Here is a 20,789-nt window from a genome sequence, read left to right as displayed (position 1 = left end):
CCGCCGCCATGGAAATCGGGGCGCATCGAGGCAGGTCGCGGGCGCGTACGCCGCTGGCCGTCCTGTTCGCCGTCGCCGCCCTGCTGATCCAGGCCCTGCTGCCGGCCGCTTCCCTGGCGGCGGAGTCCGTCGGCGCCGTCCGCATCGAGCTCTGCACCCCGCAAGGCGCCACGACCGTGGTCCTCGACCACAATGGTCAGGCGCAGAAGGGCTTCGCCGGCCTCCCCTGCCACGACTGCCTGGGCGCGACCCTGGCGATGACCACGACGCCGGAGCTCTCCGTCGTTCCGATCGCCTACGCCGACGAGCGTATCGTCCAGACGCCGACCGTCGAGGTCGTCCTGCGCGGCGCGCGCGCACCGCCGCGCCCCTTCGGCCAAGGACCACCCGCCCACAACCTCTGACCGATCGCCGCGCGCCGGACCCGTCCGTGCGCGCCCTGACGTCTTTGAGTCTGGATTTTTTTCACATGCCCATGTTTTCACGCGTCTCGCTTCGCGTCCTGCTGTTCGCCGCCGGCGCCCTGGCCACGCCGGCCTTCGCCGACGAGGCCCAGCGGACGCAGATTCCCGATCCCGGCGAGACCGGCCTCAGCCATCCCGCCCCGGCGTTCAGAATCCTCCCGGCCGGCCCCGCCTCCGAAACCCATCAGCATTGATATAGAGTGGACCCCATGCGCACCCTGATCCTCGGCCTCACCGCCACCGCCCTCATCGCCACCGCCGCCCAGGCCGCCACCTACCGCCTCGGCGGGCTGGAGGTCGCCCAGCCCTGGAGCCGGCCCGCCGCCGCCGGCGTCAACGGCGCGGGCTATATGACCGTGACCAACCGGGGCGCGGTCCCCGACACCCTGACCGCCATCGAGAGCCCCGCCGCCAAGAAGGTGGAGATGCACCGCTCCTCGATGTCGGGCGGCCTGATGACGATGCAGCAGGTCGACAGCGTGCTGCTGCCGCCCGGCAAGGCCATCACCTTCGCGCCCGCCGGCTACCACGTCATGCTGATCGGCCTGGCCAAGGCCCAGAAGACCGGCGATGTCGTCCCCGCCACCCTGGTGTTCAAGAGCGGGGCGCGGCTGAAGATCGAGTTCAGCGTGGGCATGGGTCCGGCGGGCGGCGCCGCACCGATGGGCGCCATGTCGATGGACCACAAGAACCATTAAAACGACCGTTCGGTCGGCGTTGACACGGACGCCGACCGACCGTTTATGCGCTCCATATTTTAAGTATGGAGGATTGCCCGTGGAGGTTTGGAATTACGCCAACCTGTGGGAGTCGGTGGCTGCGGCCATCCCCGAACGCCCTGCGCTTATTCATGGTGAGCGCGTCGTCAAATGGCGCGACTTCGACCGTCGCGCCAACGCGCTGGCCCAGCACTTCCTAGATGCGGGCCTGACCCAGCAGTCGAAGGTGGCGGCCTATCTCTTTAACGCGCCGGAATACATCGAGACCTATTTCGCGGCCTTCAAGGGAGGCCTCGCCCCCTTCAACACCAACTACCGCTACGGCGGCGACGAGCTGACCTACCTGTTCGACAACGCCGACGCCGAGGCCGTGGTCTTCCACGCCGCCTTCGCCGAGATGGCCGACAAGGTGCGGGCCAACCTGCCCAAGGTGAAGACCTGGGTCGCCGTGGCCGAGCCCGGCCATCCGGTCCCGGCCTGGGCCGCCGACTACGACGCCATCGTGGCCAAGGGCGCCGACCGGGTCGAAGGGCCCTGGGGCCGTTCGACCGACGACCTGCTGCTGATGTACACCGGCGGCACCACCGGCATGCCCAAGGGGGTGATGTGGCGCCAGGAGGACCTGTTCAAGGGCCTGGGCGGCGGCGCCAACCTGCTGCTGGGCCTGCCGCCCCTGGAGCGCGTCGCCGAGGCCGGCGAGCGCGCCAAGGCGGTGGAAGCCTCCGGCGAGCAGCCGATCACCATCCCGGTCGCGCCCTTGATGCACGCCACCGGCCAGTTCATCGGCTTTGGCCAGCTGGTCTCCGGCGGCGCCATCGCCACCCTGCCCTCACGCAAGTTCAGCCCCGTCGAACTGTTCGACGAGGTTGAGCGCCTCGCGGTCTCGGGCCTGATCATTGTGGGCCCGGCCTTCGCCGCCCCGATGCTGGAGACCCTGGACGCCAATCCCGGCCGCTGGACGATGCCCAGCCTCAAGCGGATCATTTCCTCCGGCGCCATGTGGGGGGCGGAGAACAAGCAGGGCCTGCTGAAGCACCTGCCCAACATCATGCTTATGGACAGCCTGGGCTCGTCGGAGGCGCTCGGTCTCGCCTCGTCGGTCTCCGGCGGTGGCGCGGCGGCCGGCACCGCCAAGTTCACCACCGGCCCCAATGCGGCGGTCTTCACCGAGGAGGGCGAGCGCGTCCTGCCAGGTTCCGGCGTGCGCGGCCTGGTGGCGGTCGGCGGCTTCACGCCGAGCGGCTACTACAAGGACCCCGAAAAGTCGGCCAAGACCTTCCGCACCTTCGAGGGCAAACGCTGGAGCGTGCCCGGCGATTGGGCGACCATCGAGGAAGACGGCTCCATCACCCTGCTGGGCCGCGGCTCCCAGGTGATCAATACCGGCGGCGAGAAGGTCTTCCCCGAAGAAGTGGAAGAGGCCCTGAAGCGCTTCCCCGGTGTCCGCGACGCCGCGGTGCTTGGTGTGCCCGATCCGCGCTTCGGCGAGCGCATCTGCGCCATCGTCGAGACCGTCGGTGACACCAAGCCGTCGCTGACCGAACTGGCCGCCCACGTGAAAGGGCTGCTGGCCGACTACAAGGCGCCGCGTGAACTTGTCCTAGCTCCGGTCAACCGCGCTCCGAATGGCAAGCTGGACTACAAGACCCTGAAAGCCCTGGCCGTTGATCGGCTGGGCGCGACAGCCTGAAGTGGCCACCGGTTCAGGCGCCCGTCGCGCCCTCAACAGGAAACGAACCGCCTTCGGCGGTTCGAGCGCCAAGGTTTGAACGTAACTAAAATGTAACGAGCCACAGAGGGCGCGGCCGAGTCATGGTCGCGCCCAAATCCCTATCCGAGGCTTTGAACACCCGATGAAGACCTTCTGGCTCGCCGCCTGCGCGGCGTCCGCCCTGGCGCTCGGCGCCGTCCCCGCCCTCGCCGCCGATGACATGGCCAAGGCGCCCCGCATGGGGCCCTGGGGCTTCGACGCCGCCGGCCAGGACCTGACCGTCAGCCCCCGCGACGACCTCTATCAGTACGCCAACGGGACCTACCTCAAAAACCTGGAGATCCCCGCCGACCGCTCGCGCTACGGGTCCTTCGACAAGCTGAATGAGCTGTCCGTCAACCGGATGCGCGCGGTGCTGGAAAAGGCCGCCGCCGACAAGGCCGCCACGGGCGACCAGGCCCGCATCGGCGTGATGTACCGCAGCTTCATGGACGAGGCCGCCGTCAACGCCCTGGGCGCCAAGCCGATGGCCGGCGACCTGGCCCAGATCAAGGCGTCGAAGACCCTCAGCGACGTCGCCAAGGTGATGGGCGAAAGCCAGAAGAAGTTCGGCGGTTCGGTGTTCGGCGCCTATCCGGGCGACGACGCCAAGGACCCCGACCACTATGTCATCACCCTGATCCAGGGGGGGCTGGGCCTGCCCGACCGCGACTACTATCTTGACGACAAGTTCGCGGCTCAGAAGACCGCCTATGAGGCCTATGTCGCCAAGCTGCTGACCCTGTCGGGCTGGGCCGATCCGGCCGCAAACGCCAAGGCCATCGTCGCCCTGGAGACCGAGATCGCCAAGGTCTCCTGGACCCGGGCCGAGCGCCGCGACGATGACAAGACCTACAATCCCTTCGCCGTGAAGGACCTGGCGGCCTATGCGCCGGGCTTCGACTGGAAGGCCTTCATGGCCGGCGCGGGCCTCGGCAAGGTGGCCAAGGTGGTGGTGGCCGAAAACACCGCCTTCCCCAAGATCGCCGCCCTCTACGCTAAGACCCCCATCGACACCCTGAAGGCCTGGCAGGCCTTCCACCTGGCCGACCAGGCCGCGCCCTATCTCTCCAAGGACTTCGACCAGGCCCAGTACGAATTCCGCAGCAAGACCCTGTCGGGTCAGCCGGTTCAGGCCGAACGCTGGAAGCGCGGCGTGACCCTGGTGGACAGCCAGGTCGGCGAGGCGCTGGGCAAGCTCTATGTCGACGCCTACTTCCCGGCCGACAGCAAGGCCAAGATGGACGCCCTGGTGGCCGACATCAAAGGCGCCATGAAGGGCCGCATCGAGAAGCTGACCTGGATGAGCCCGCCCACCAAGGCCAAGGCCCTCGAGAAGCTGTCGAAGTTCAGTGTGATGATCGCCTATCCCGAAACCTGGCGGGACTATTCGGCCCTGACCCTGAAGGACGGTGACCTCTACGGCAATGTGGCCCGGGCCACCGCCTTCGAGTGGAACCGCCAGGTCGACCGCCTGGACCAGAAGGTGGACAAGAAGGAGTGGGGCATGACGCCGCCAACCATCAACGCCTACTATTCCCCCACCAAGAACGGCATCGTCTTCCCAGCCGCCATTCTGCAGCCGCCGTTCTTCGATCCGGACGGCGACGCGGCGGTCAACTATGGCGGCATCGGCGGGGTGATCGGCCACGAGATCACCCACGGCTTCGACGACCAGGGCCGCAAGTCCGACGGCGACGGCCGGCTGACCGACTGGTGGACGGCGGAGGACGCCGCCAAGTTCGACGCCCAGGCCAAGATCTACGGTGCGCAGTATGCCGCGGTGGAGGTCCTGCCGGGGTCCCACATCAATCCCGACCTGACCATGGGCGAGAACATCGCCGACCTGGGCGGGGTGCTGCTGGCGTTGGACGCCTACCATGCCTCCCTGAAGGGCAAGCCCGCCCCGGTGATCGACGGCCTGACCGGCGACCAGCGGGTCTTCCTCGGCTGGGCCCAGGTCTGGCGGTCGAAGTCCCGCGAAGATCGCACGCGCCAGCGGCTGGTCTCCGACCCCCACTCGCCCGAGCAGTACCGCGCCGATATCCCGGTGCGGAACATCGACGCCTTCTACGAGGCGTTCGGCGTCAAGGCCGGCGACAAGATGTATGTCGCCCCGGACAAGCGCGCCCGCATCTGGTGATTGAGGAGAGGTGGGGCCGGGGAAATCCGGCTCCATTATTTTGACTCTTGCGTCAAAAATAGTGTCGGGCAAAAATTTGGCCCGTTGCGGGGGATAATCGCAACGGGCCTTATTTTGAGCCGGAGCTCTTATTAAGCGGGCGTTTCCTCCCCGAAACGCCGGAGACTGTCGAACTAATGTCGCCATGTCTCTCGCAGGACTGAGAAAACGGCAATTTCTCGCCCGAGTCAATGCGCCCAAACCCGCCTCATGGCGGAATTCTGATCAGATTTTCGCGACCAGGTGGATTCAACCACAGCGTGGCGTTGTTTTTGACTCAAACGTCAATTATTGACGCGTTTTGCGAGTGCTTCGTACGGTCCACAACTGTTCTCAAACACGAAATCGGGCCGCGACGCGGTGACAGGCCCACGGCCTTTCGCGGTGAGCAGCAGGGAGATCGCCGCGATGCGACTCACCGGCGTCAGCACGCCGTGGGGACGTCGGACCGCACCGGCGGTCACCAGCTCCTCCGTCAGGGCGTCGTCATCCCCGCCCCCGGGATAGACCAGAGTCGCGCTCTCATGCGCCAGGGCGCGGGCCTCGATCACCCGCAGCAGGTGTTCGGCCACCGCCAGTTGGCTGTCGGACCAGGTCGCCCGAAGGGAGGCGGTGAGCTGGGCCTGGCTCTTCAGGATCACCCCGTCGCCGAGGATCTTCAGGCCGTTGGCTGTCAGGGTCGCCCCGGTCGTCGTGATGTCGACGATCAGTTCGGCGGCGCCCGCCGCCGGAGCCCCCTCGGTGGCGCCGCTGGACTCGGTGATCCGGTAGTCGGCCACCCCGTGGCGGGCGAAGAAAGCCCGGGTCTGGACCAGGTACTTGGTGGCCACCCGCATGCGCCGGCCGGTGCGGGCCAGCACGTCGTGCGCCACCTCCTCCAGGTCGGCCATCGAGTCGACGTCGAGCCAGCTCTTGGGCACAGCCACCACCAGGTCGGCGCGGCCAAAGCCAAGCGCCCGCAGCAGCAGGGCGCGGCTGTCGAGATCGCCGCCACGTTCCCGCAGCAGGTCCTCTCCGGTGACGCCCAGGTGCACCTCGCCGCTATCGAGCGCCTCGGCGATGTCGCCGGCCGAGAGCAGGCGCACCTGGGCGCCGGCCAGGCCCTTGATCTCGGCCATGTAGCCGCGCGCGCCGCCGCTGACCGAGAGCCTCAGCCCGCAGTCGGCCAGCCATTCCTCGACCTGTTCCTTCAAGCGGCCCTTGGAGGGGACCGCGATGATCAGGGGCCCGCTCATGCCTCACCTCCCTTGAAGGCTCGCCAGGGCCGGACCATGCAACCCACGGCGCGGCCGTGGGCCGGACTCTCCAGGCGGGCCGGCAGGCCGTCATAGCGTCCGCCAACCGCCACTGGACGATCCGCCCCCAGCGCGGTGGAGCGGACCTCGAAGGTCAGGCCGTCATAATATTCGAAGGCGTGGCCGAGCGTGGTGGCCATCAGCATGGCCCCCTCAGGCACCCCGGCCTTGGTGATCAGCACCAGGCGCTGCTCCCAATCGGCCAGGGCGGCGGTGAGCGCCTTGCCCCTGGCGCCCGGAATGGCCCGGATGGCGGCCAGCGCCTTGGCCGGCGTATCGGAGATGCCGAGGAAGCGGCCCAGGCTCTGGGCCTGCTCGACGCTCAGGGCCGGCGCGCGGGCGGCCTGGGCGCGGCGGATCAGGCGCTGGGCGATCTCGGCGGGACCCCGGCCGCCGACGGGTTCGATCCCGGCGAGCGCCCAGACCTCCTCCAGCAGGACGGCGGCCTCGTCGGAGGAGCGCTCGGCCAGCAGGTCGGCGAGACCGCCGCTCTCCACGGGCTTGGCTTGCGCGCCAGCACGGGCCAGCTCGGCCTGCAGCAGGCGGGGCCGCGAGGCGGCGCGCTTCAGACGGGCGGCGAGGGACGGCGCCAGGTCCAGGCCGTCCACGAAGGCGGCGAACAGGCCGATGTCGCCAAGCCACAGCAGCAGGTCGTCCCGGCCCCCGGCCACAGCGGACGTCCAGGCGAGCGCAGCGATCTCGGCGTCGGCCTCCAGGGCGTCGGTCGCCGCAGCGTCGAACCGCTCGACACCGATCTGCACGAATTCCTCGGCCCGGTCGGCGTGGTCGGGAGAGGCGCGGAAGGCCTTGCCCTCGTAGTAGTAACGGCCGGAGGCGGCGCCGCTCTCCAGGTGCAGGCGGGTGACCGGCACGGTGAAGTCGGGGCGCAGGCAGGCCTCTTCCCCGCCCTCGGCCTGGACCACGAACAGCCGCGCGCGCATCGCCTCACCGGCCAGTTCCAGCAGCAGGCCCAGCGGCTGCAGGATCGGCGCGTCGACACTCGAAGCGCCGGCGCTCAGCGGCGCGCGGATGGCGGAGAGCGCCTCGTTGGGAACCCGGGGTTCAGCCCTCATTTGCTGGCGTCCAGGATACGGCGCAGGGCCGGGATCAGCTCAGCGCGCGGGATGGTCTGTTGGCCCGGCCGCTGTTCGCGCCACGCGGCGTTTTCGGTGACCCCCGCCGAGAGTTCGCGCCCGAGGTCCAGGTCCTTGATGGTCACCGTGCCGGCGGCGATCTCGTCCCCGCCCAGCATGATGGCGGCCGGCGACATCCGGCGGTCGGCATACTTCATCTGCGGCCGCATGCCGGAACTGCCCAGATAGACTTCCGCCGCGATGCCGGCGGCGCGCAGTTCGCCCACCACACCATAATAGGCGGCCATGTCGTCGGGGCTGAAGGCGATGACCACCACGGGTCCCCGCGCCTGCCCGCCCAGGTCCCGGCCCGCCGCGCGCAGGGCCGAGGCCAGGCGCGAGACCCCGAAGGAGAAGCCGGTGGCGGGCGTGCGCTCGCCGGTGAAGCGGGCCACCAGGTCGTCATAGCGGCCCCCGCCGCCCACCGAGCCGAACCGCACCGGGGCGCCGTTCTCGTCATTGGTGGCCAGCAGCAGTTCGGCCTCGAAGACCGGGCCGGTATAGTATTCCAGGCCGCGCACGATGGACGGGTCGAACATCGCCCGGTCCTGGGCGACCCCCATGCCGATCAGCGCCTTGTCGATCCGCGACAGCTCCTCCAGCCCCTCGCCGCCCTCCGGCGAGCCGCCGATGACGTTGGCGATGCGGTCGAGAGTCTCCGAACGCCCCTCGGCGCCGGCGGCGGTGAAGGCCAGCACGGCCTCGGCGGCCGCGGTCCCCAGCCCTGCCCCCTTGGTGAAGGCGCCGCTCTCGTCCTTGCGGCCTTCCCCCAGCAGCAGGCGCACGCCGTCGGGACCCAGGCGGTCCAGCTTGTCGACGGCGCGCAGCACCGCCAGCTTCTGGCCCTCGGTCGTGACCCCCGCCGTGGCCAGCAGGCCGTTCAGGAGCTTGCGGTTGTTGATCTTGATGACATAGGCGCCGGCCGGCAGGCCCGCCGCGGTCAGGCCGTCGGCGGCCATGGCGATGATCTCGGCGTCGGCCTCGGGGCGGGACGAGCCCACCGTGTCGGCGTCGCACTGGGTGAATTCGCGGAAGCGGCCCGGGCCGGGCTTCTCATTGCGCCAGACCGTGCCGAAGGCGTAGCGGCGGAACGGCTTGGGCAGGGTCTCCCAGTTCTGGGCCACGAACCGGGCCAGCGGCGCGGTCAGGTCGTAGCGCAGGGCCATCCACTGCTCATCGTCGTCCTGCAGGGCGAAGACGCCTTCGTTGGGACGGTCGGCGTCGGGCAGGAACTTGCCGAGCGCATCGGCATATTCCAGCGCGCCCGTGTCGAAGGCCTCGAAGCCGTAGCGTTCATAGACCTCCGAGACCTTGGCCAGGATCTGACGTTCGGCGGTGAGATCGCGCGCGCGGCGGTCGTTGAAGCCGCGCGGCGCGCGGGCTTCCGGACGTGTCGGGTCATTCGTCATGGCGCGCGCTTAAGCGATGGCGGCGCGCGCGGCAAGGCGCGGGCGCAGGCGTTGCGGGTTGGAGGCGGAGAATTCCATCGTCTGTATCCCTGAAAGCGTGGGGTCGACGGATGGAGCTGGCGATCTTCGCGTGAGCCCCATCCGCATCTGCGGGGGGCTCGAAGCCGGGGTTTAGGCCAAACGCCCCCGGCCGAGCCCGCCGTGGCGGGTCGAATGGTGGTGGCCGTGATGGTGCGCCGAGCTCGTCATGCGAGCGGGCCTATAGCGCGGCGCTCGATGGATGGCGAGTCCCCTCACGCGGTGATGATCTGGAGGTCGGCTCCCCCAGCCCTTTGGGCCAAAAGATCGGCCCGGCGGAGAACGTGATCTAGCCGATGACGCCTGTCCCGCCGGTGGCGGCGATCACCTGGCCCTGGATGAACTCCGCCTCGGGGCCCAGCAGGAACTCCACCAGGGCGGCGTAGTCGGAGTCCCGGCTCTCACGGCCGGAAGGATTGGTGCGGGCGGCGCGGTCGACGGCGGCCTGGGCGGCGTCCTCGCTGCCCAGCATGGCGGCCACCGAGGTGGTGTGCACCAGACCCGGCGCCACCCCGTTGATCCTGATCCCACGTGGCGCGAGCTCGGCCACCAGATAGCGGACAATAGCCTCCGCGAGAGCCTTGCCGACCCCCAGCGCGCCGTAGTTGGGGCTGGGGATGCGCGATCCCATGCTGGTGATGAACACCACGCTGGAGCCTCGCCCCAACAGCGCCTGGGCGGCGTGGACCAGGTAGAGCAGGGATAGGCCGTTGGTCTCCACCGCCTGGCGGAACTTCACCAGGTCCGCCCCCAGCAGGGTGGTGGGATAGATCATCGCCGCCGAGTGGACGATGTGGCTCAAGCCGTGGCCGTGCCGCTCGATCTCCGCCATCAGGGCGGCGGCCCCCTCCGGCGTGCCGACCTCGCACCGCACGGTCTCGACGGCCGCCCCCAGCGCCAGGATCTCGGCGCGTGCGACGTCCGCCGCCGCCTCGTCGCTGTGATAGGCCAGCACCACCCGGCCATGGACCGGGGCCAGCCGCCGGGCGATGGCCAGGCCGATGCCCTTGGTCCCGCCGGTGATGAGGACGGTCACGAGGGCGTCGCCATCCCCGAGAGGTCGGGGGTCTTGTAGTCCATCCCCGCCAGGGCCGGGCTGGCGGCCGCCGCGTCGAAGGCGCTCATCAGGCCGGCGAACCGGGCCTCGACGAAGGGCCGCATGTCGGGATGGGTGAAGATGTAGCGCTCGCCGGCCTGGATCGCCTCCAGCACCCGGCGGCCGACCCGCTGGGGATCGATACCGTTTTCCACCATGGAGTCGGCGACCACGGGGCTGTCCACCGGCCCACCGAACTGCGCCTGGCGGGTGCGGCCCGACTGGTTGATCTTGGTCTTCACGAAGCCGGGGCACAGCACCGAGACATTGATGCCCTCGGGCGCCAGCTGACCCGCCCAGCCCTCGGACATGGCCACCACCGCGAACTTGGTGGCGCTGTAGGGCTCCATGCCCGGCGGCGAGATCATGCCGGCCATGGAGGCGGTGTTGACGAAGGTCCCGCCCTCGCCGTGCGATCGGATCAGCGGCAGGAAGGTCTCCATGCCGTAGACCACCCCCATCAGGTTCACCGCCAGGATCCAGTCCCAGTCGGCGTGGCGCACCTGATCGATGGGCCCACCGGCGCCGACGCCGGCGTTGTTGCAGACCACGTGCACCTTGCCGAAGGTCTCGATGGTCTTGGCCGCGGCGGCCTCCACCGCGTTGCGGACAGCCACATCGCAGAGCACGCCGCTGGCGCGGATCTGACGCTCCTCGAGCTCCTTCACGGCGGCGAGCAGCGGCGCCTCCTCGATATCGGCCAGCATCACGTTCATGCCGGCCTCACCAAAGGCATGGGCCATGGCGAGGCCAAGGCCGCTGGCCCCGCCGGTGATGAAGGCGGTCTTGCCGGTCAGGTCGCGCATCGGGTTTCCTTAGCTACTTGAGCCGCGCCACGAGGGCGGCGGTGGACGGGTCGTGGACGCCAGAGGCGCCGCCTTGCAGTTCGGCGAGGATCCTGGTGGCCAGGCTCTTGCCCAGCTCCACTCCCCACTGGTCGAAACTATTGATGCCCCAGAGCACGCCTTCCACGAAGACCTTGTGCTCATGCAGGACGATCAGGGCGCCCAGAGCCTCCGGCGTCAGGGCGTCCATCAGGATGAAACTCGAGGGTCGGTCGCCAGGGAAGGTGCGCTGGGGGGCCAAGATGTCGATCTCGGCGGGCGTAAGACCCTTGGCTGTCAGTTCCTCGCGCACGTCGGCCTCGCTGCGGCCCGTCATCAGGGCCTGGGCCTGGGCGATGACATTGGCCAGCAGGATGGTGTGGTTGACGGGCTCGCCCTCGCCGGCCTTGGCGACCGCCACGAAGTCCACCGGGATCACGTCGGTCCCCTGGTGCAGCATCTGGAAGAAGGCGTGCTGGCCGTTGGTGCCGGCGTCGCCGAACACCGAAGCCGCCGTGGCATGGGCGACGGGCCGGCCCTGCTGGTCCACCCGCTTGCCGTTGGACTCCATCTCCAGCTGCTGCAGGAAGCTGGGGAACAGCCGCAGCCGCGCCGCATAAGGGATCACCGCCCGCAGGGGGCGGTCCAGGCCGTCACGGTTGAAGATGTGGGCCAGGGCCAGCAGCACCGGGGCGTTCAACAGCAGGGGCGTGTGGCGGAAGTGGTGGTCCATCTCCGCGCCACCGTCGAGCAGGCGCTGGAAGACGTCGTAGCCGAGGCCGATGGCGCAGGAGAGGCCCACCGCCGACCAGATGGAATAGCGGCCGCCCACCCAGTCCCAGAAGCCGAACACCTGGTCGGCCGGAACCCCGAAGGCCTGGGCCACGGCCGGCGCGGCGGACACCGCCACCAGGTGTGAGTCGGACGCCGGACCCAGCGCCGCGCGCAGCCAGGCGCGGACCACCTCGGCGTTGGCCAGGGTCTCCTGGGTGGTGAAGGTCTTGGAGACGACGACCACCAGAGTCTCAGCCGGATCGAGACCCGCGAGCGCCAGCGCCGTCTCCGATGGATCCACATTGGCGGCGAAGCGCAGCTCGATCTCGGGGTTCAGGGGCCGCAGGGCCTCCCAGATCAGCCGGGGCCCGAGGTCGGACCCGCCGATGCCGATGTGGACGATGGCCTTGAAGGGCTTGCCGGTCGCGCCGGCCTTGGCGCCCGAGCGCACCGCCTCGGCGAAGGCGCGCATGGCGTTTCGCGTAGCTTCCACCTCGCGGGAGACCAGAACCCCGTCGGCCTTGAAGTCGGCCCCGTCCGGCGCGCGCAGAGCCATATGCAGGGCCGCGCGGTTCTCCGAGATATTGACCGGCTCCCCGGCCCACAGGCGATTGCGCGCGCCCTCCACGTCGCAGACCTTGGCGAGCGTCAGGGCGGTGTCGAAGTCTCCCAGCGACCAGGGCTGCTTGGAAAGGTCGATCCGTAGGCCGGCAGCCTCCACCACCAGCTTCTCCAGGCGATCCGTCTCGATGGCGAACAGGCCCGCGATCGGATCACGGGCGGCGACGGCGGCCTTTTTCAGGTTGGTCCAGGCGGAGTCTGGCGTGGTCATCAAGGCTTACCTTCGGGCGCGCGGTAGGATCGCGTTTACCATGTTCGGGCTATCTGAAGCCCCTTCGCGTCTGTCTTAGTTCGCGCAACGAGGATCGTCATGTCCTGCGACGCCGCCGCCTCTCTCGCCATCCTCTGGCTCGCCGCCACCGGTCCGATCACCCCCGGACCGGGGATGAGCACGCCCCCCTCGGCGGTGGCCCAGGAGCCGCTGTTCCTCGACATCGTCAAACGGGCGGGCGCTCTGAAGGCGGAGGTCGATGGCGCCCGCGCCGGCAAGACCCTGGCCGCCGACTTCAAGACCCAGATCGGTGAATTGGCGGCGCTGGACATGCAGGGCCACGTCCTGCTGGCCAAGCGGGGCACCGATGGCGACCTGAAGTGCATCCTGCGCGGCATCTCCCAGGACCTGCCGCTGAAGCTCGAGGCGGTGACCGCGGCCCCCACCCCGAAGGACCGCGACCTGGCCCTGCGCGACATGGCCTATCTGCTGAACGATAATGTCGAGGTGATCACCACCCCGGCGACGGTCACGTCTCAGGTCCCGACCTAGCTGGACTTGGCCTTGTCCAGGGCCTTGGACACCAGGGCCGGCGTCAGGAACTGGGGCAGGATGACGGGATCGGGGTTCTTCACCCCATAGACCAGATAGAGCGGCACGCCGGCCCGGCCATGCCTGGCCAGCTCGGCGGCGATCACCGCGTCCTTCCGCGTCCAGTCGGCCTTCAGATAGACCGCGCCCGTGCGGGTGAAGGCGTCAGCCGCTTCCGCCGTCGCGAAGGCCACCTTCTCATTCACCTGGCAGGTGACGCACCAGGCGGCGGTGAAGTTCACGAACACCGGCTTGCCTTGCGCGCGGGCCTCGGCGACGGCCTCGGGACTGTAGACCGCCTCGGGAATCGAGCCCGCCGCGACCTCGGTTGAAGCCGCCGCGGGCGTCCCATAGGCCGGGACCAGCACCAGGACGAAGGCGCCGACGGCCAGGACCGCGCCGATGGCCGCCAGGGTCAGGGGCTTGCCGCCGGAGGCCTGCCGCTTCTGGGCCAGGCCAAGCACCCAGGCAGCCAGAGCCAGGACCACGGCGGCGGCCAGAACCCGCGCCAGGCCCATCTCGCCGGCCTGCACCGTCAGCACCCAGACCAGCCAGGCCGCGGCCCCGTACATCGGGAAGGCCATCAGCTTCTTAAAGGTCTCCATCCAGGGACCTGGCTTGGGCAGACGGGCGAGCAGGCCCGGGGCGAACGCCGCCAGGGTGAACGGGGCGGCGAAACCGAGGCCAAGACCCAGGAAGACCGCCAAGGCGACCGGCGCGCTTTGGGTCAGGGCCCAGCCCAGGGCCGGCCCCATGAAGGGCGCGGTGCAGGGGGCGGCCACCACGACGGCCAGGGCCCCGGTGAAGAAGGCCCCGGCCAGGCCCTGCTTGGACGCCAGGCCCGTGCCCACGCCCTGGAGCGAGGTCCCGACTTCGAACAGGCCCGAGAGGTTCAGCGCCACGGCCAGCATCAGCAGGGCCAGGCCGGCGACGACCACCGGCGACTGCAACTGGAAGCCCCAGCCCACGGCTGAGCCTCCGGCGCGGATGGCGATCAGGGCGCCGGCCAGGGCCAGGAAGGTGGCCAGCACACCGGCCAGGAAGGCCAGGCCTTGGGCGCGGGCGGCGCCCTGCTCATGGGCGTGACCGGCCAGGGAGGTGGCCTTCATGGCCAGGATCGGGAAGACGCAGGGCATCAGGTTCAGCACCAGCCCGCCCAGCAGGGCGTAGACGAAGGCCAGGGCGAGGCCGAGGCTGGCGCCGGCGACCGGAGCCACAGCCTTGGCGGGCGGGGCGCCGAGGCCGGACGTTCCGGCGGGCGGCGGGCCTTCGGCGGCGGTGAGCTCATAGGCCTTTCCGCCCACGCTCAAGACCCCGTCCAGGGCGGCGGGCGCCGTGCCCTTGGTGAAGTCGTAGCCGGGGGTCAGGGTCAGGGTCAGGCCTTCAGGACCGCGATCGAGGGTTTGGGGTTTGGCGTGGTCGATGACCGTCGCCTTGAAGGGATAGAAATAGGCCTCGTCGGCGCCCTTCAGCGGCGACCCGGCGATAGCCAGTTTCAAAACCCCGTCAATATTGCTGAACGCAGCCGTCAGGCCGGCGGGCTTGGGCGCCGCCTCCAGGGCCTTGGTGACAGCCGCGCCCCATTTGGCGTCGGGCTGCGGGGCGGCGGCCACCACGGGCAGGTCCAGGGTGAGGACGGCGTCTTCCGGAACGCAGATGTCCTCGCAGACCAGGAAGGCGGCGGCGGCCTTCAGCGTGATGGTGTCGCCGGGCTTGGCGGATTTCGGCGCGGTGATGGCGACAGGCAGCAGCACCTCGCCCTGGTAGCCGTAGTTCATCAGCGGGCCGGTGGGCTGGCGGGTCGGCGGCGCCCAGACGATCTCGCCGGCGCTCCAGCCGACCGGCAGGGTCCAACTGATCTGGGTCGCCTCACCGGAGTCGCCGGAGTTGCGCCAGTAGGTATGCCAGCCCTTTTGGATCTTCTGGCGCAGGGCGACGTAGACCGTTCCACCGGGCGCGACGCCGGCGTCCTGGGCCACCAGCTCGGCCTCGATATGGCCGGTCTGGACCGGCGCGGCGGCGGCCGGGAGGGCGAAGGCGGTCGCCAGGGTCAGGGCCGCGAGAACGCCCGCAATGAAACGCGTCATACCGTTATCCCAATCCCCACACTCAGGCCGCTATATGGGCCGCCAACGCCCATCCGCAAAGCGCTCGACTTGTCATGGGCGCGCGCCATCATCGACTAATCAGTTCGGTTCGAACCCCAGGAGAGTTACGTGCCCGCCCCCTTCGACGAGATCGAGATCGGTCAGGTGGTCTATCTCGGCGAGGTCCGTGTCGACGCCAACGCCCTGGAAGCCTTCATCGCCGCCTTCGCCCCCGGCTGGCCGGCTGAGCGCGGCGCGCCCGACGCCATGGTCTTCGCCATCTGGACCCGGCTGGATTCGGCCGCGGTGGTCAACTGGCCCCAGACCAAGCGCCTCGGCGTCGACGCCCTGCGCTGGGCCCGCAACCCGCCGGCCGGCGAGAACCTGCGTGGCCGCATGACAGTGATGGGCAAGGATCCGGTCGGCGAGGGCAAGGGCATCGTCATCGCCCAGCACGACCTGTTGGACGAGGCCGGACGGCTGGTCTTTTCCTGCCTGACCCGCAGCGTCTTCGCCCGCTAGCTCCAATGAAAACGGCGGGCCTTTCGACCCGCCGTCTCCGAACTCTGACCTGACCCCTTGGATCAGGCGTTGGCGGCCTGCGGCAGCTGCGAGGCGCGGAACATCGCCAGCGCGATGAGGCGGTCCCATCCCACCAGGGAGACCAGGTGGGCATAGATCTGGCCCAGCGCGCCGTTGTCGCGCAGTTCGGCCAGCTTTTCCGGCGACAGCTTGGCCAGCTTCTCTTCCGAGATGCCGAAATACTCGGCGATCTTCTGCGGCTCGGCGGCCGTGCCGTCCTCGTTGACCGGCGTGTGGAGGGCGGTCTTCAGCTCGAACAGGTCGTTGTCTTTCAGGATCTGAATGAAGCCCTGCGTCCGCTGCCGCTCGACCTCGTAGTCGTTGCAGAAGGTGATGCAGTTCTGGGTGTATTCGGTGGGCTCGCCCTTCTCGTCGAAGAAGGCCATCTCGCCGCCCTCGACGATGAACTCGGCGGCCCGGTCGATGCAGAGCACCATCTGCTGGGCCTTGTCGTCATTGGCGAAGACGAAGGGATAGCGGCGGATATAGGCCGGGACGTAGACGCCAGGCTCGAAGATGCCGTTGTCCTGGACGAACATGTTGTCCCCGGCGTTCAGGCCCATGACGGCCAGCGGCATCTTGTCGTCGCCGACGAAGATGATCGGGCCAGACACGGCGGCCAGGGGGAATTCGGTGACGGTAAGCGGCACCGCGTGGCCGGCCTTGGCGAAGCCGAAGGGCCCGTCCATGCGCTTGACGCCGAGGGTCTTATGTTGGTCGGAGGTCAGAGGTTCCGGCTTGGAATAGAAGAGAACGTTGCCGGTGATCTGGCCGCCCGTGCCGGGCTGAATGTCGGTCGCCATGAAATGCCTTCGATGAACCTGGGCGCGAAAGAAAGGTGCGAGCGGGGGTTTTCGAAATCCCGTCTTCGCAGGGTCCGCGCTTCTACCCGATCAGACGGGGGGCGGCAAATGCGCTCGCTCGCTGCTTGCCTAGGCCAGGCTGAACCGCTTCAATCTGCCGATACGAAACGGACCGCATAGCGGAGGAAGTATTTTCAATGGCGATCTTTTATCCCGACATTCTTGAACAGAAGACGGCGGCGCGCGAATTCACCTATCGCGACAAGGACGTGATGCTCTACGCCCTGGGCGTCGGCATGGGGCAGGACCCCATGAACGAGGACGAGCTGGCCTACGTCTATGAGAAGAACCTGAAGGTCATCCCGACGGCCGCCACGGTGCTGGCCTCGAACATGCGCTCGGCCGGTGCGCCCGCGCCGGTGATGCCCGAGGGCCACCGCCAGAGCCAGATCAATTTCCTGATGGTGGTTCACGGCGAGCAGAAGGTCGAGCTGCACAAGCCCCTGCCCACCACCGGAACCTTCACCGCCGAGGGCCGCACCGTCGGCGCCTACGACAAGGGTGAAGGCAAGGGCGCGGTGATCATCAACGAGACCATCTGGCGCGACGCCGCAGGCGAAAAGGTCGCCACCCTGACCGGCTCCACCTTCGCCCGCGGCGACGGCGGCTTCGGCGGCCCGTCGGAAGGCGCGCCGGAACCCCACGTGGTCCCGACCCGCAAGGCCGATCTCTCGGTGGACTTCACCACCCGTGAGGACCAGGCCCTGCTGTACCGCCTGAACGGCGACCGCAACCCGCTGCACTCCGATCCTGAGTCGGCCCGCCGCTCAGGCTTCCCGCGGCCGATCCTGCACGGGCTGGCCACTTACGGCATCACCTGCCGCGCCGTGCTGCAGGCCATCACCGGCTTCGATCCCGACCAGATCCTCAGCCACCAGGCCCGGTTCTCCGCGCCGGTGATCCCGGGCGACACCATCACGGTGGACCTCTGGAAGGACGGCAAGAACATCTCCTTCGAGGCCCGCGTCAAGGAACGCGGCGCGACGGTGATCAAGAACGGCCTGACCGTCCTGCGCGCCTAAAACCCTTCTGCGGAGCGGTTCCCGAAGCCCGGGAACCGCTCTAAAGAGGGCTCATGAACCTTCGACCTCTCCTGGGCGTCGTCGCCGCCCTGTCGCTGGCCGCCTGCGCCATGCTTCCCCAGTTGCGCACCGCTCCTGCGGACGCCTCGCTGGCCACCAATCCCCTCCCCACCAGGCTGACCGGCTACCTGAAGGTCGGCGACATCGACGGCGCGGCCCTGCTGGGTCCGCCGCCGGCGGAGGCCAGCCTGCGCGGCCAAGCCGACCGAGAGCTCTACAACGAGACCCGGGCCCTGGCCGGCACGCCGCGCTGGACCCAGGCCATCAAGGACAACGACATCTGGGGCGGCACGGCGCTGAAGAGCTTCGCCTGCGCGGCGGGCAAGGACGTGGGCGCAAAGGCGACGCCCAACCTCTACCGCCTGCTGGAGCGGGTGGAGCTGGACGTGCGCACGGTGGGCAAGCCCGCCAAGGACCACTACGGCCGCCTGCGTCCCTTGATCGGCAACGACCAGCCGATCTGCATCCCCCGCGAGGACTGGATGAAGACCAACGCCTCCTACCCTTCCGGCCACGCCATGGTGGGCTGGTCCTGGGGGCTGATCCTGGCTGAGCTGGAACCGGCCAAGACCGACGGGCTGATGGCGGCGGGCAAGCAGGTGGGCGATAGCCGGGTGATCTGCGGGGTCCACTTCCAGAGCGACATCGAGGCCGGCCGGACCCTGGCTTCGGCCATGGTCGCCCGGCTGCACGGGGACCCGGACTTCCAGCGGGATCTGGCCGCGGCGCGCCAGGAACTGGCCAGGGCGCCGGCGATGACCTGCCCCGCCTGACAACATGTTGGTGGTCGCGGATAGAGGAAAAGGCCTTGTCACCGCCTAGGCCGCCAAACGCCGCCCCATAAGGGTTTGCGGGCCCGTAGGCCAACCAACATGTGCCAACATGTGGCCGTCAGACAGGCCGCGGCGTGACCAGCCCGCCGTAGAGATCGGTGCGGCGGTCGCGGAAGAAGCCCCAGGCGGCGCGGTGCGTGGCGAGGAAATCCAGGTCGAAGCTGGCCGCCACGATCCCCTCCTGGTCGCCGAGCGCCGAGATCAGGTCGCCGCGATGGTCGGCGATGAAGGACGACCCGTAGAAGGCCTGTCCGCCACCCGGATAGTTCTCCCAGGGCTCGAAGCCGATGCGGTTGGCGCCCACCACCGGGATGACATTGGAGACCGCGTGGCCCTGCATGGCGCGCCGCCAGGGGGCGGCGGTGTCCAGGGTGGGGTCGTGGGGCTCGCTGCCGATGGCGGTGGGATAGAGCAGGATCTCGGCCCCCATCAGGGTCATGGCCCGCGCGGCCTCCGGATACCACTGGTCCCAGCAGATGCCGACGCCGACCCGGCCGAACTTCGTGTCCCAGACCTTGAAGCCGGTGTCGCCGGGCCGGAAGTAGTACTTCTCCTGATAGCCCGGGCCGTCGGGGATGTGGCTCTTGCGATAGACGCCCATCAGCGACCCGTCGGCGTCGACCATCACCAGGCTGTTGAAATAGTGCGGCCCTTCGCGCTCGAAGATCGAGATCGGCAGCACGACGCCGAGTTCGGCGGCGAGCGGCGCGAGCGCGGTGACGCAGGGGTGCTCCCGCCACGGATGGGCCTGCGCGAACCAGCGCTCTTCCTGCGTGACGCAGAAGTAGGGCCCCTGGAACAGCTCCGACGGCAGGATCACCTGGGCGCCCTGCGCGGCGGCCTGGCGGATCAGGCCCTCGGTCTTCTTGATATTGGCGGCCAGGTCCATCCCGTAGGACGTCTGCAGGGCGGCGACGCTGATCGTGCGGGCCATCAGGCGGGCTCCTGCTGGGTGATGCAGTGGAAGGATCCGCCGCCTGTGAGAATGGCGTCGGAGGGCAGGCCGATGATCTCGCGGCCGGGGAAGACGCTGGCGAGCGCCTCCATGGCCAACTCGGCGGCGCGCGGGTCGCCGTCATAGGTGGGCATGATCACCGCGCCGTTGGCGATGATGAAGTTCATGTGGCTGGCCGGGGCGGCGCCGCCCTCGTGGCTCTCGATCCAGCCCGGCGAGGGGACGCGCACCACCTTCAGCGGACGGTCGTCGGCGTCGGTCATGGCGGCGAGGTCGCGGGCGCAGGCGTTGTAGGGGTCGGCGTTGACATCGCCCCGGCCCCAGGCGACCGGGCAGACCACGACGCCCGGCGCCACGAAGCGGGCCAGGTTGTCGACATGGCCGTCGGTATGGTCGTTGCGCAGGCCCTCGCCCAGCCACAGCACCTTGCGGGCGCCCAGCGCGCTGGCCAGCTCGGACGCCGCGATCTCCCGCGTCCAACCGGGATTGCGGTTGGGGTTGAGCAGGCACTCCTGGGTGGTGAGGATCGTGCCGGCCCCGTCGTGGTCGAGGGAGCCGCCCTCCAGGATGGGGGTGTTCCGCACCAGTGGCGCGCGCGAGGCGGTGGCGATCTGGGCCGCCACGGTGTCGTCGCCCGCCATCTCGTACTTGCCGCCCCAGCCGTTGAAGCGGAAGCCGCGCGCCTCGTCGCCATCGGGCCCCTTGGCGAAGATCGGGCCGGTGTCGCGCAGCCAGATGTCGCCGAACAGGCCGGGGAAAATCTCGACGCCGGGGACGTCGCCCAGCAGGCGCCGGGCCGCGGCCTCACCCTCCGGCGATCCGGTCATCAGGCGCACGCGTTCCTGGCCGGGACCGGCCAGCGCGCGGGCCAGGGCCGCCACCTGGGCTTGGGCCAGGGCCAGGTCCTCGGCCCAGAGCTCTTCATGGCTGGGAAAGCCCAGCCACATGGCCTTGTGGGGCGCCCATTCGGCGGGAACGAGAACGGTCATTGGCGGGCCTTGAAAGTGGCGCGTGACGGTCGCCAAAACCGGTATCCACTTTTGGCTGTCACGCGCTGTGTTGGCTGCGCGAAATGGGCGGTGGGGGGCGGTTCGTCAAGCGGGGCTGAAGGAGAGGGACCACGAACCACACGAACGTCACGAACGGTGAGGCGGCCCACCCCCTCTCCCACTTGTGGGAGAGGGTAGGGTGAGGGTTCTTTCTGAAGCCCCGTTGTAGCTGACAGGCCGAGACGCGCAGC

The 20,789-nt window shown here is 69.2% G+C and carries 19 protein-coding genes; 9 read left to right on the top strand and 10 right to left on the bottom strand.

Annotation, left to right across the window (positions count from 1 at the left end):
• Positions 1 to 8: 8 nt before the first annotated feature.
• The 5 genes from JKL49_RS02865 to JKL49_RS02845 all read left to right on the top strand — a co-directional run bounded on the left by JKL49_RS02865 (position 9) and on the right by JKL49_RS02845 (position 5,076).
• A complete protein-coding gene (locus JKL49_RS02865; RefSeq protein WP_215338204.1) occupies positions 9 to 404 on the top strand; it encodes a DUF2946 domain-containing protein in 396 nt (131 codons plus the stop codon).
• 65 nt (positions 405 to 469) lie between these two features.
• Positions 470 to 658, top strand: coding sequence for a hypothetical protein (locus JKL49_RS02860; protein ID WP_215338203.1), 189 nt, complete (start codon positions 470 to 472; stop codon positions 656 to 658).
• Between the two features lie 15 nt (positions 659 to 673).
• A complete protein-coding gene (locus JKL49_RS02855; RefSeq protein ID WP_215338202.1) occupies positions 674 to 1,162 on the top strand; it encodes a copper chaperone PCu(A)C in 489 nt (162 codons plus the stop codon).
• Positions 1,163 to 1,241: 79 nt separating this feature from the next.
• Positions 1,242 to 2,873, top strand: coding sequence for an AMP-binding protein (locus tag JKL49_RS02850; protein ID WP_215338201.1), 1,632 nt, complete (start codon positions 1,242 to 1,244; stop codon positions 2,871 to 2,873).
• A 163-nt stretch (positions 2,874 to 3,036) separates the two neighbouring features.
• Positions 3,037 to 5,076 carry a M13 family metallopeptidase gene (locus JKL49_RS02845; protein WP_215338200.1) on the top strand — a complete coding sequence of 680 codons (2,040 nt, stop codon included), beginning with the start codon at positions 3,037 to 3,039 and terminating at the stop codon, positions 5,074 to 5,076.
• 323 nt (positions 5,077 to 5,399) lie between these two features.
• Here the strand turns inward: JKL49_RS02845 and hisG are convergent, their stop codons facing one another.
• The 6 genes from hisG to pgi form a co-directional block, all read right to left on the bottom strand.
• Entirely contained in the window at positions 5,400 to 6,350 is a 951-nt protein-coding gene (hisG, locus tag JKL49_RS02840) for an ATP phosphoribosyltransferase (protein ID WP_215338199.1), read from the bottom strand.
• Complete coding sequence (locus tag JKL49_RS02835) at positions 6,347 to 7,483, bottom strand: ATP phosphoribosyltransferase regulatory subunit (RefSeq protein WP_215338198.1); 1,137 nt, start codon at positions 7,481 to 7,483, stop codon at positions 6,347 to 6,349. The genes hisG and JKL49_RS02835 overlap by 4 nt, the downstream gene beginning before the upstream one ends.
• Entirely contained in the window at positions 7,480 to 8,952 is a 1,473-nt protein-coding gene (hisS, locus tag JKL49_RS02830) for a histidine--tRNA ligase (protein WP_215338197.1), read from the bottom strand. The genes JKL49_RS02835 and hisS overlap by 4 nt, the downstream gene beginning before the upstream one ends.
• Positions 8,953 to 9,319: 367 nt before the next feature.
• Positions 9,320 to 10,066, bottom strand: coding sequence for an SDR family oxidoreductase (locus JKL49_RS02825; protein WP_215338196.1), 747 nt, complete (start codon positions 10,064 to 10,066; stop codon positions 9,320 to 9,322).
• Entirely contained in the window at positions 10,063 to 10,932 is an 870-nt protein-coding gene (locus JKL49_RS02820; RefSeq protein ID WP_215338195.1) for an SDR family NAD(P)-dependent oxidoreductase, read from the bottom strand. Before JKL49_RS02820 ends, JKL49_RS02825 begins: the two co-directional genes overlap by 4 nt.
• Before the next feature lie 13 nt (positions 10,933 to 10,945).
• On the bottom strand, positions 10,946 to 12,556 hold the full coding sequence (pgi, locus tag JKL49_RS02815) for a glucose-6-phosphate isomerase (RefSeq protein ID WP_215338194.1): 1,611 nt from the start codon (positions 12,554 to 12,556) through the stop codon (positions 10,946 to 10,948).
• 99 nt (positions 12,557 to 12,655) lie between these two features.
• On the opposite strand from pgi, the gene JKL49_RS02810 reads away from it, so the two are divergent.
• Positions 12,656 to 13,108, top strand: a complete 453-nt coding sequence (locus JKL49_RS02810) for a hypothetical protein (RefSeq protein ID WP_215338193.1) — start codon at positions 12,656 to 12,658, stop codon at positions 13,106 to 13,108.
• Here the strand turns inward: JKL49_RS02810 and JKL49_RS02805 are convergent.
• On the bottom strand, positions 13,105 to 15,234 hold the full coding sequence (locus JKL49_RS02805; RefSeq protein WP_215338192.1) for a protein-disulfide reductase DsbD family protein: 2,130 nt from the start codon (positions 15,232 to 15,234) through the stop codon (positions 13,105 to 13,107). The genes JKL49_RS02810 and JKL49_RS02805 overlap by 4 nt on opposite strands.
• Positions 15,235 to 15,363: 129 nt before the next feature.
• Here JKL49_RS02805 and JKL49_RS02800 point away from each other — a divergent pair, with 129 nt between their 5' ends.
• The gene (locus JKL49_RS02800; RefSeq protein WP_215338191.1) at positions 15,364 to 15,756 is read left to right on the top strand and encodes a hotdog family protein; all 393 of its coding nucleotides are present in this window, start codon (positions 15,364 to 15,366) and stop codon (positions 15,754 to 15,756) included.
• A gap of 62 nt (positions 15,757 to 15,818) precedes the next feature.
• Here the strand turns inward: JKL49_RS02800 and JKL49_RS02795 are convergent, their stop codons facing one another.
• Positions 15,819 to 16,619: a SapC family protein gene (locus JKL49_RS02795; protein ID WP_215338190.1), complete on the bottom strand. Its 801-nt coding sequence runs from the start codon at positions 16,617 to 16,619 to the stop codon at positions 15,819 to 15,821.
• A 197-nt stretch (positions 16,620 to 16,816) separates the two neighbouring features.
• Between JKL49_RS02795 and JKL49_RS02790 the strand changes: the two genes are divergently transcribed.
• Together JKL49_RS02790 and JKL49_RS02785 are read left to right on the top strand one after the other, a co-directional pair.
• The gene (locus tag JKL49_RS02790; protein ID WP_215338189.1) at positions 16,817 to 17,701 is read left to right on the top strand and encodes a MaoC/PaaZ C-terminal domain-containing protein; all 885 of its coding nucleotides are present in this window, start codon (positions 16,817 to 16,819) and stop codon (positions 17,699 to 17,701) included.
• A gap of 53 nt (positions 17,702 to 17,754) precedes the next feature.
• Positions 17,755 to 18,534: an acid phosphatase gene (locus JKL49_RS02785; protein ID WP_215338188.1), complete on the top strand. Its 780-nt coding sequence runs from the start codon at positions 17,755 to 17,757 to the stop codon at positions 18,532 to 18,534.
• A 118-nt stretch (positions 18,535 to 18,652) separates the two neighbouring features.
• Here the strand turns inward: JKL49_RS02785 and aguB are convergent, their stop codons facing one another.
• Complete coding sequence (gene aguB / locus JKL49_RS02780) at positions 18,653 to 19,528, bottom strand: N-carbamoylputrescine amidase (protein ID WP_215338187.1); 876 nt, start codon at positions 19,526 to 19,528, stop codon at positions 18,653 to 18,655.
• On the bottom strand, positions 19,528 to 20,538 hold the full coding sequence (locus JKL49_RS02775; protein WP_215338186.1) for an agmatine deiminase family protein: 1,011 nt from the start codon (positions 20,536 to 20,538) through the stop codon (positions 19,528 to 19,530). The genes aguB and JKL49_RS02775 overlap by 1 nt, the downstream gene beginning before the upstream one ends.
• Positions 20,539 to 20,789 lie beyond the last annotated feature (251 nt).

Source organism: Phenylobacterium glaciei (assembly GCF_016772415.1).
GTDB classification, from domain to species: domain Bacteria; phylum Pseudomonadota; class Alphaproteobacteria; order Caulobacterales; family Caulobacteraceae; genus Phenylobacterium; species Phenylobacterium glaciei.
Note: the sequence above shows the minus strand (reverse complement) of the source record. Positions and strands in the feature narration are given on the sequence as shown.

Coding starts and splice junctions, on each gene's coding strand:
- JKL49_RS02860 (WP_215338203.1), top strand. CDS start 470: ATGCCCATGTTTTCACGCGTCTCGCTTCGCGTCCTGCTGTTCGCCGCC.
- pgi (WP_215338194.1), bottom strand. CDS start 12,556: ATGACCACGCCAGACTCCGCCTGGACCAACCTGAAAAAGGCCGCCGTC.
- JKL49_RS02775 (WP_215338186.1), bottom strand. CDS start 20,538: ATGACCGTTCTCGTTCCCGCCGAATGGGCGCCCCACAAGGCCATGTGG.
- hisS (WP_215338197.1), bottom strand. CDS start 8,952: ATGACGAATGACCCGACACGTCCGGAAGCCCGCGCGCCGCGCGGCTTC.
- JKL49_RS02810 (WP_215338193.1), top strand. CDS start 12,656: ATGTCCTGCGACGCCGCCGCCTCTCTCGCCATCCTCTGGCTCGCCGCC.
- JKL49_RS02845 (WP_215338200.1), top strand. CDS start 3,037: ATGAAGACCTTCTGGCTCGCCGCCTGCGCGGCGTCCGCCCTGGCGCTC.
- JKL49_RS02785 (WP_215338188.1), top strand. CDS start 17,755: ATGAACCTTCGACCTCTCCTGGGCGTCGTCGCCGCCCTGTCGCTGGCC.
- hisG (WP_215338199.1), bottom strand. CDS start 6,350: ATGAGCGGGCCCCTGATCATCGCGGTCCCCTCCAAGGGCCGCTTGAAG.
- JKL49_RS02790 (WP_215338189.1), top strand. CDS start 16,817: ATGGCGATCTTTTATCCCGACATTCTTGAACAGAAGACGGCGGCGCGC.
- JKL49_RS02835 (WP_215338198.1), bottom strand. CDS start 7,483: ATGAGGGCTGAACCCCGGGTTCCCAACGAGGCGCTCTCCGCCATCCGC.
- JKL49_RS02865 (WP_215338204.1), top strand. CDS start 9: ATGGAAATCGGGGCGCATCGAGGCAGGTCGCGGGCGCGTACGCCGCTG.
- aguB (WP_215338187.1), bottom strand. CDS start 19,528: ATGGCCCGCACGATCAGCGTCGCCGCCCTGCAGACGTCCTACGGGATG.
- JKL49_RS02855 (WP_215338202.1), top strand. CDS start 674: ATGCGCACCCTGATCCTCGGCCTCACCGCCACCGCCCTCATCGCCACC.
- JKL49_RS02805 (WP_215338192.1), bottom strand. CDS start 15,234: ATGACGCGTTTCATTGCGGGCGTTCTCGCGGCCCTGACCCTGGCGACC.
- JKL49_RS02795 (WP_215338190.1), bottom strand. CDS start 16,619: ATGGCGACCGACATTCAGCCCGGCACGGGCGGCCAGATCACCGGCAAC.
- JKL49_RS02820 (WP_215338195.1), bottom strand. CDS start 10,932: ATGCGCGACCTGACCGGCAAGACCGCCTTCATCACCGGCGGGGCCAGC.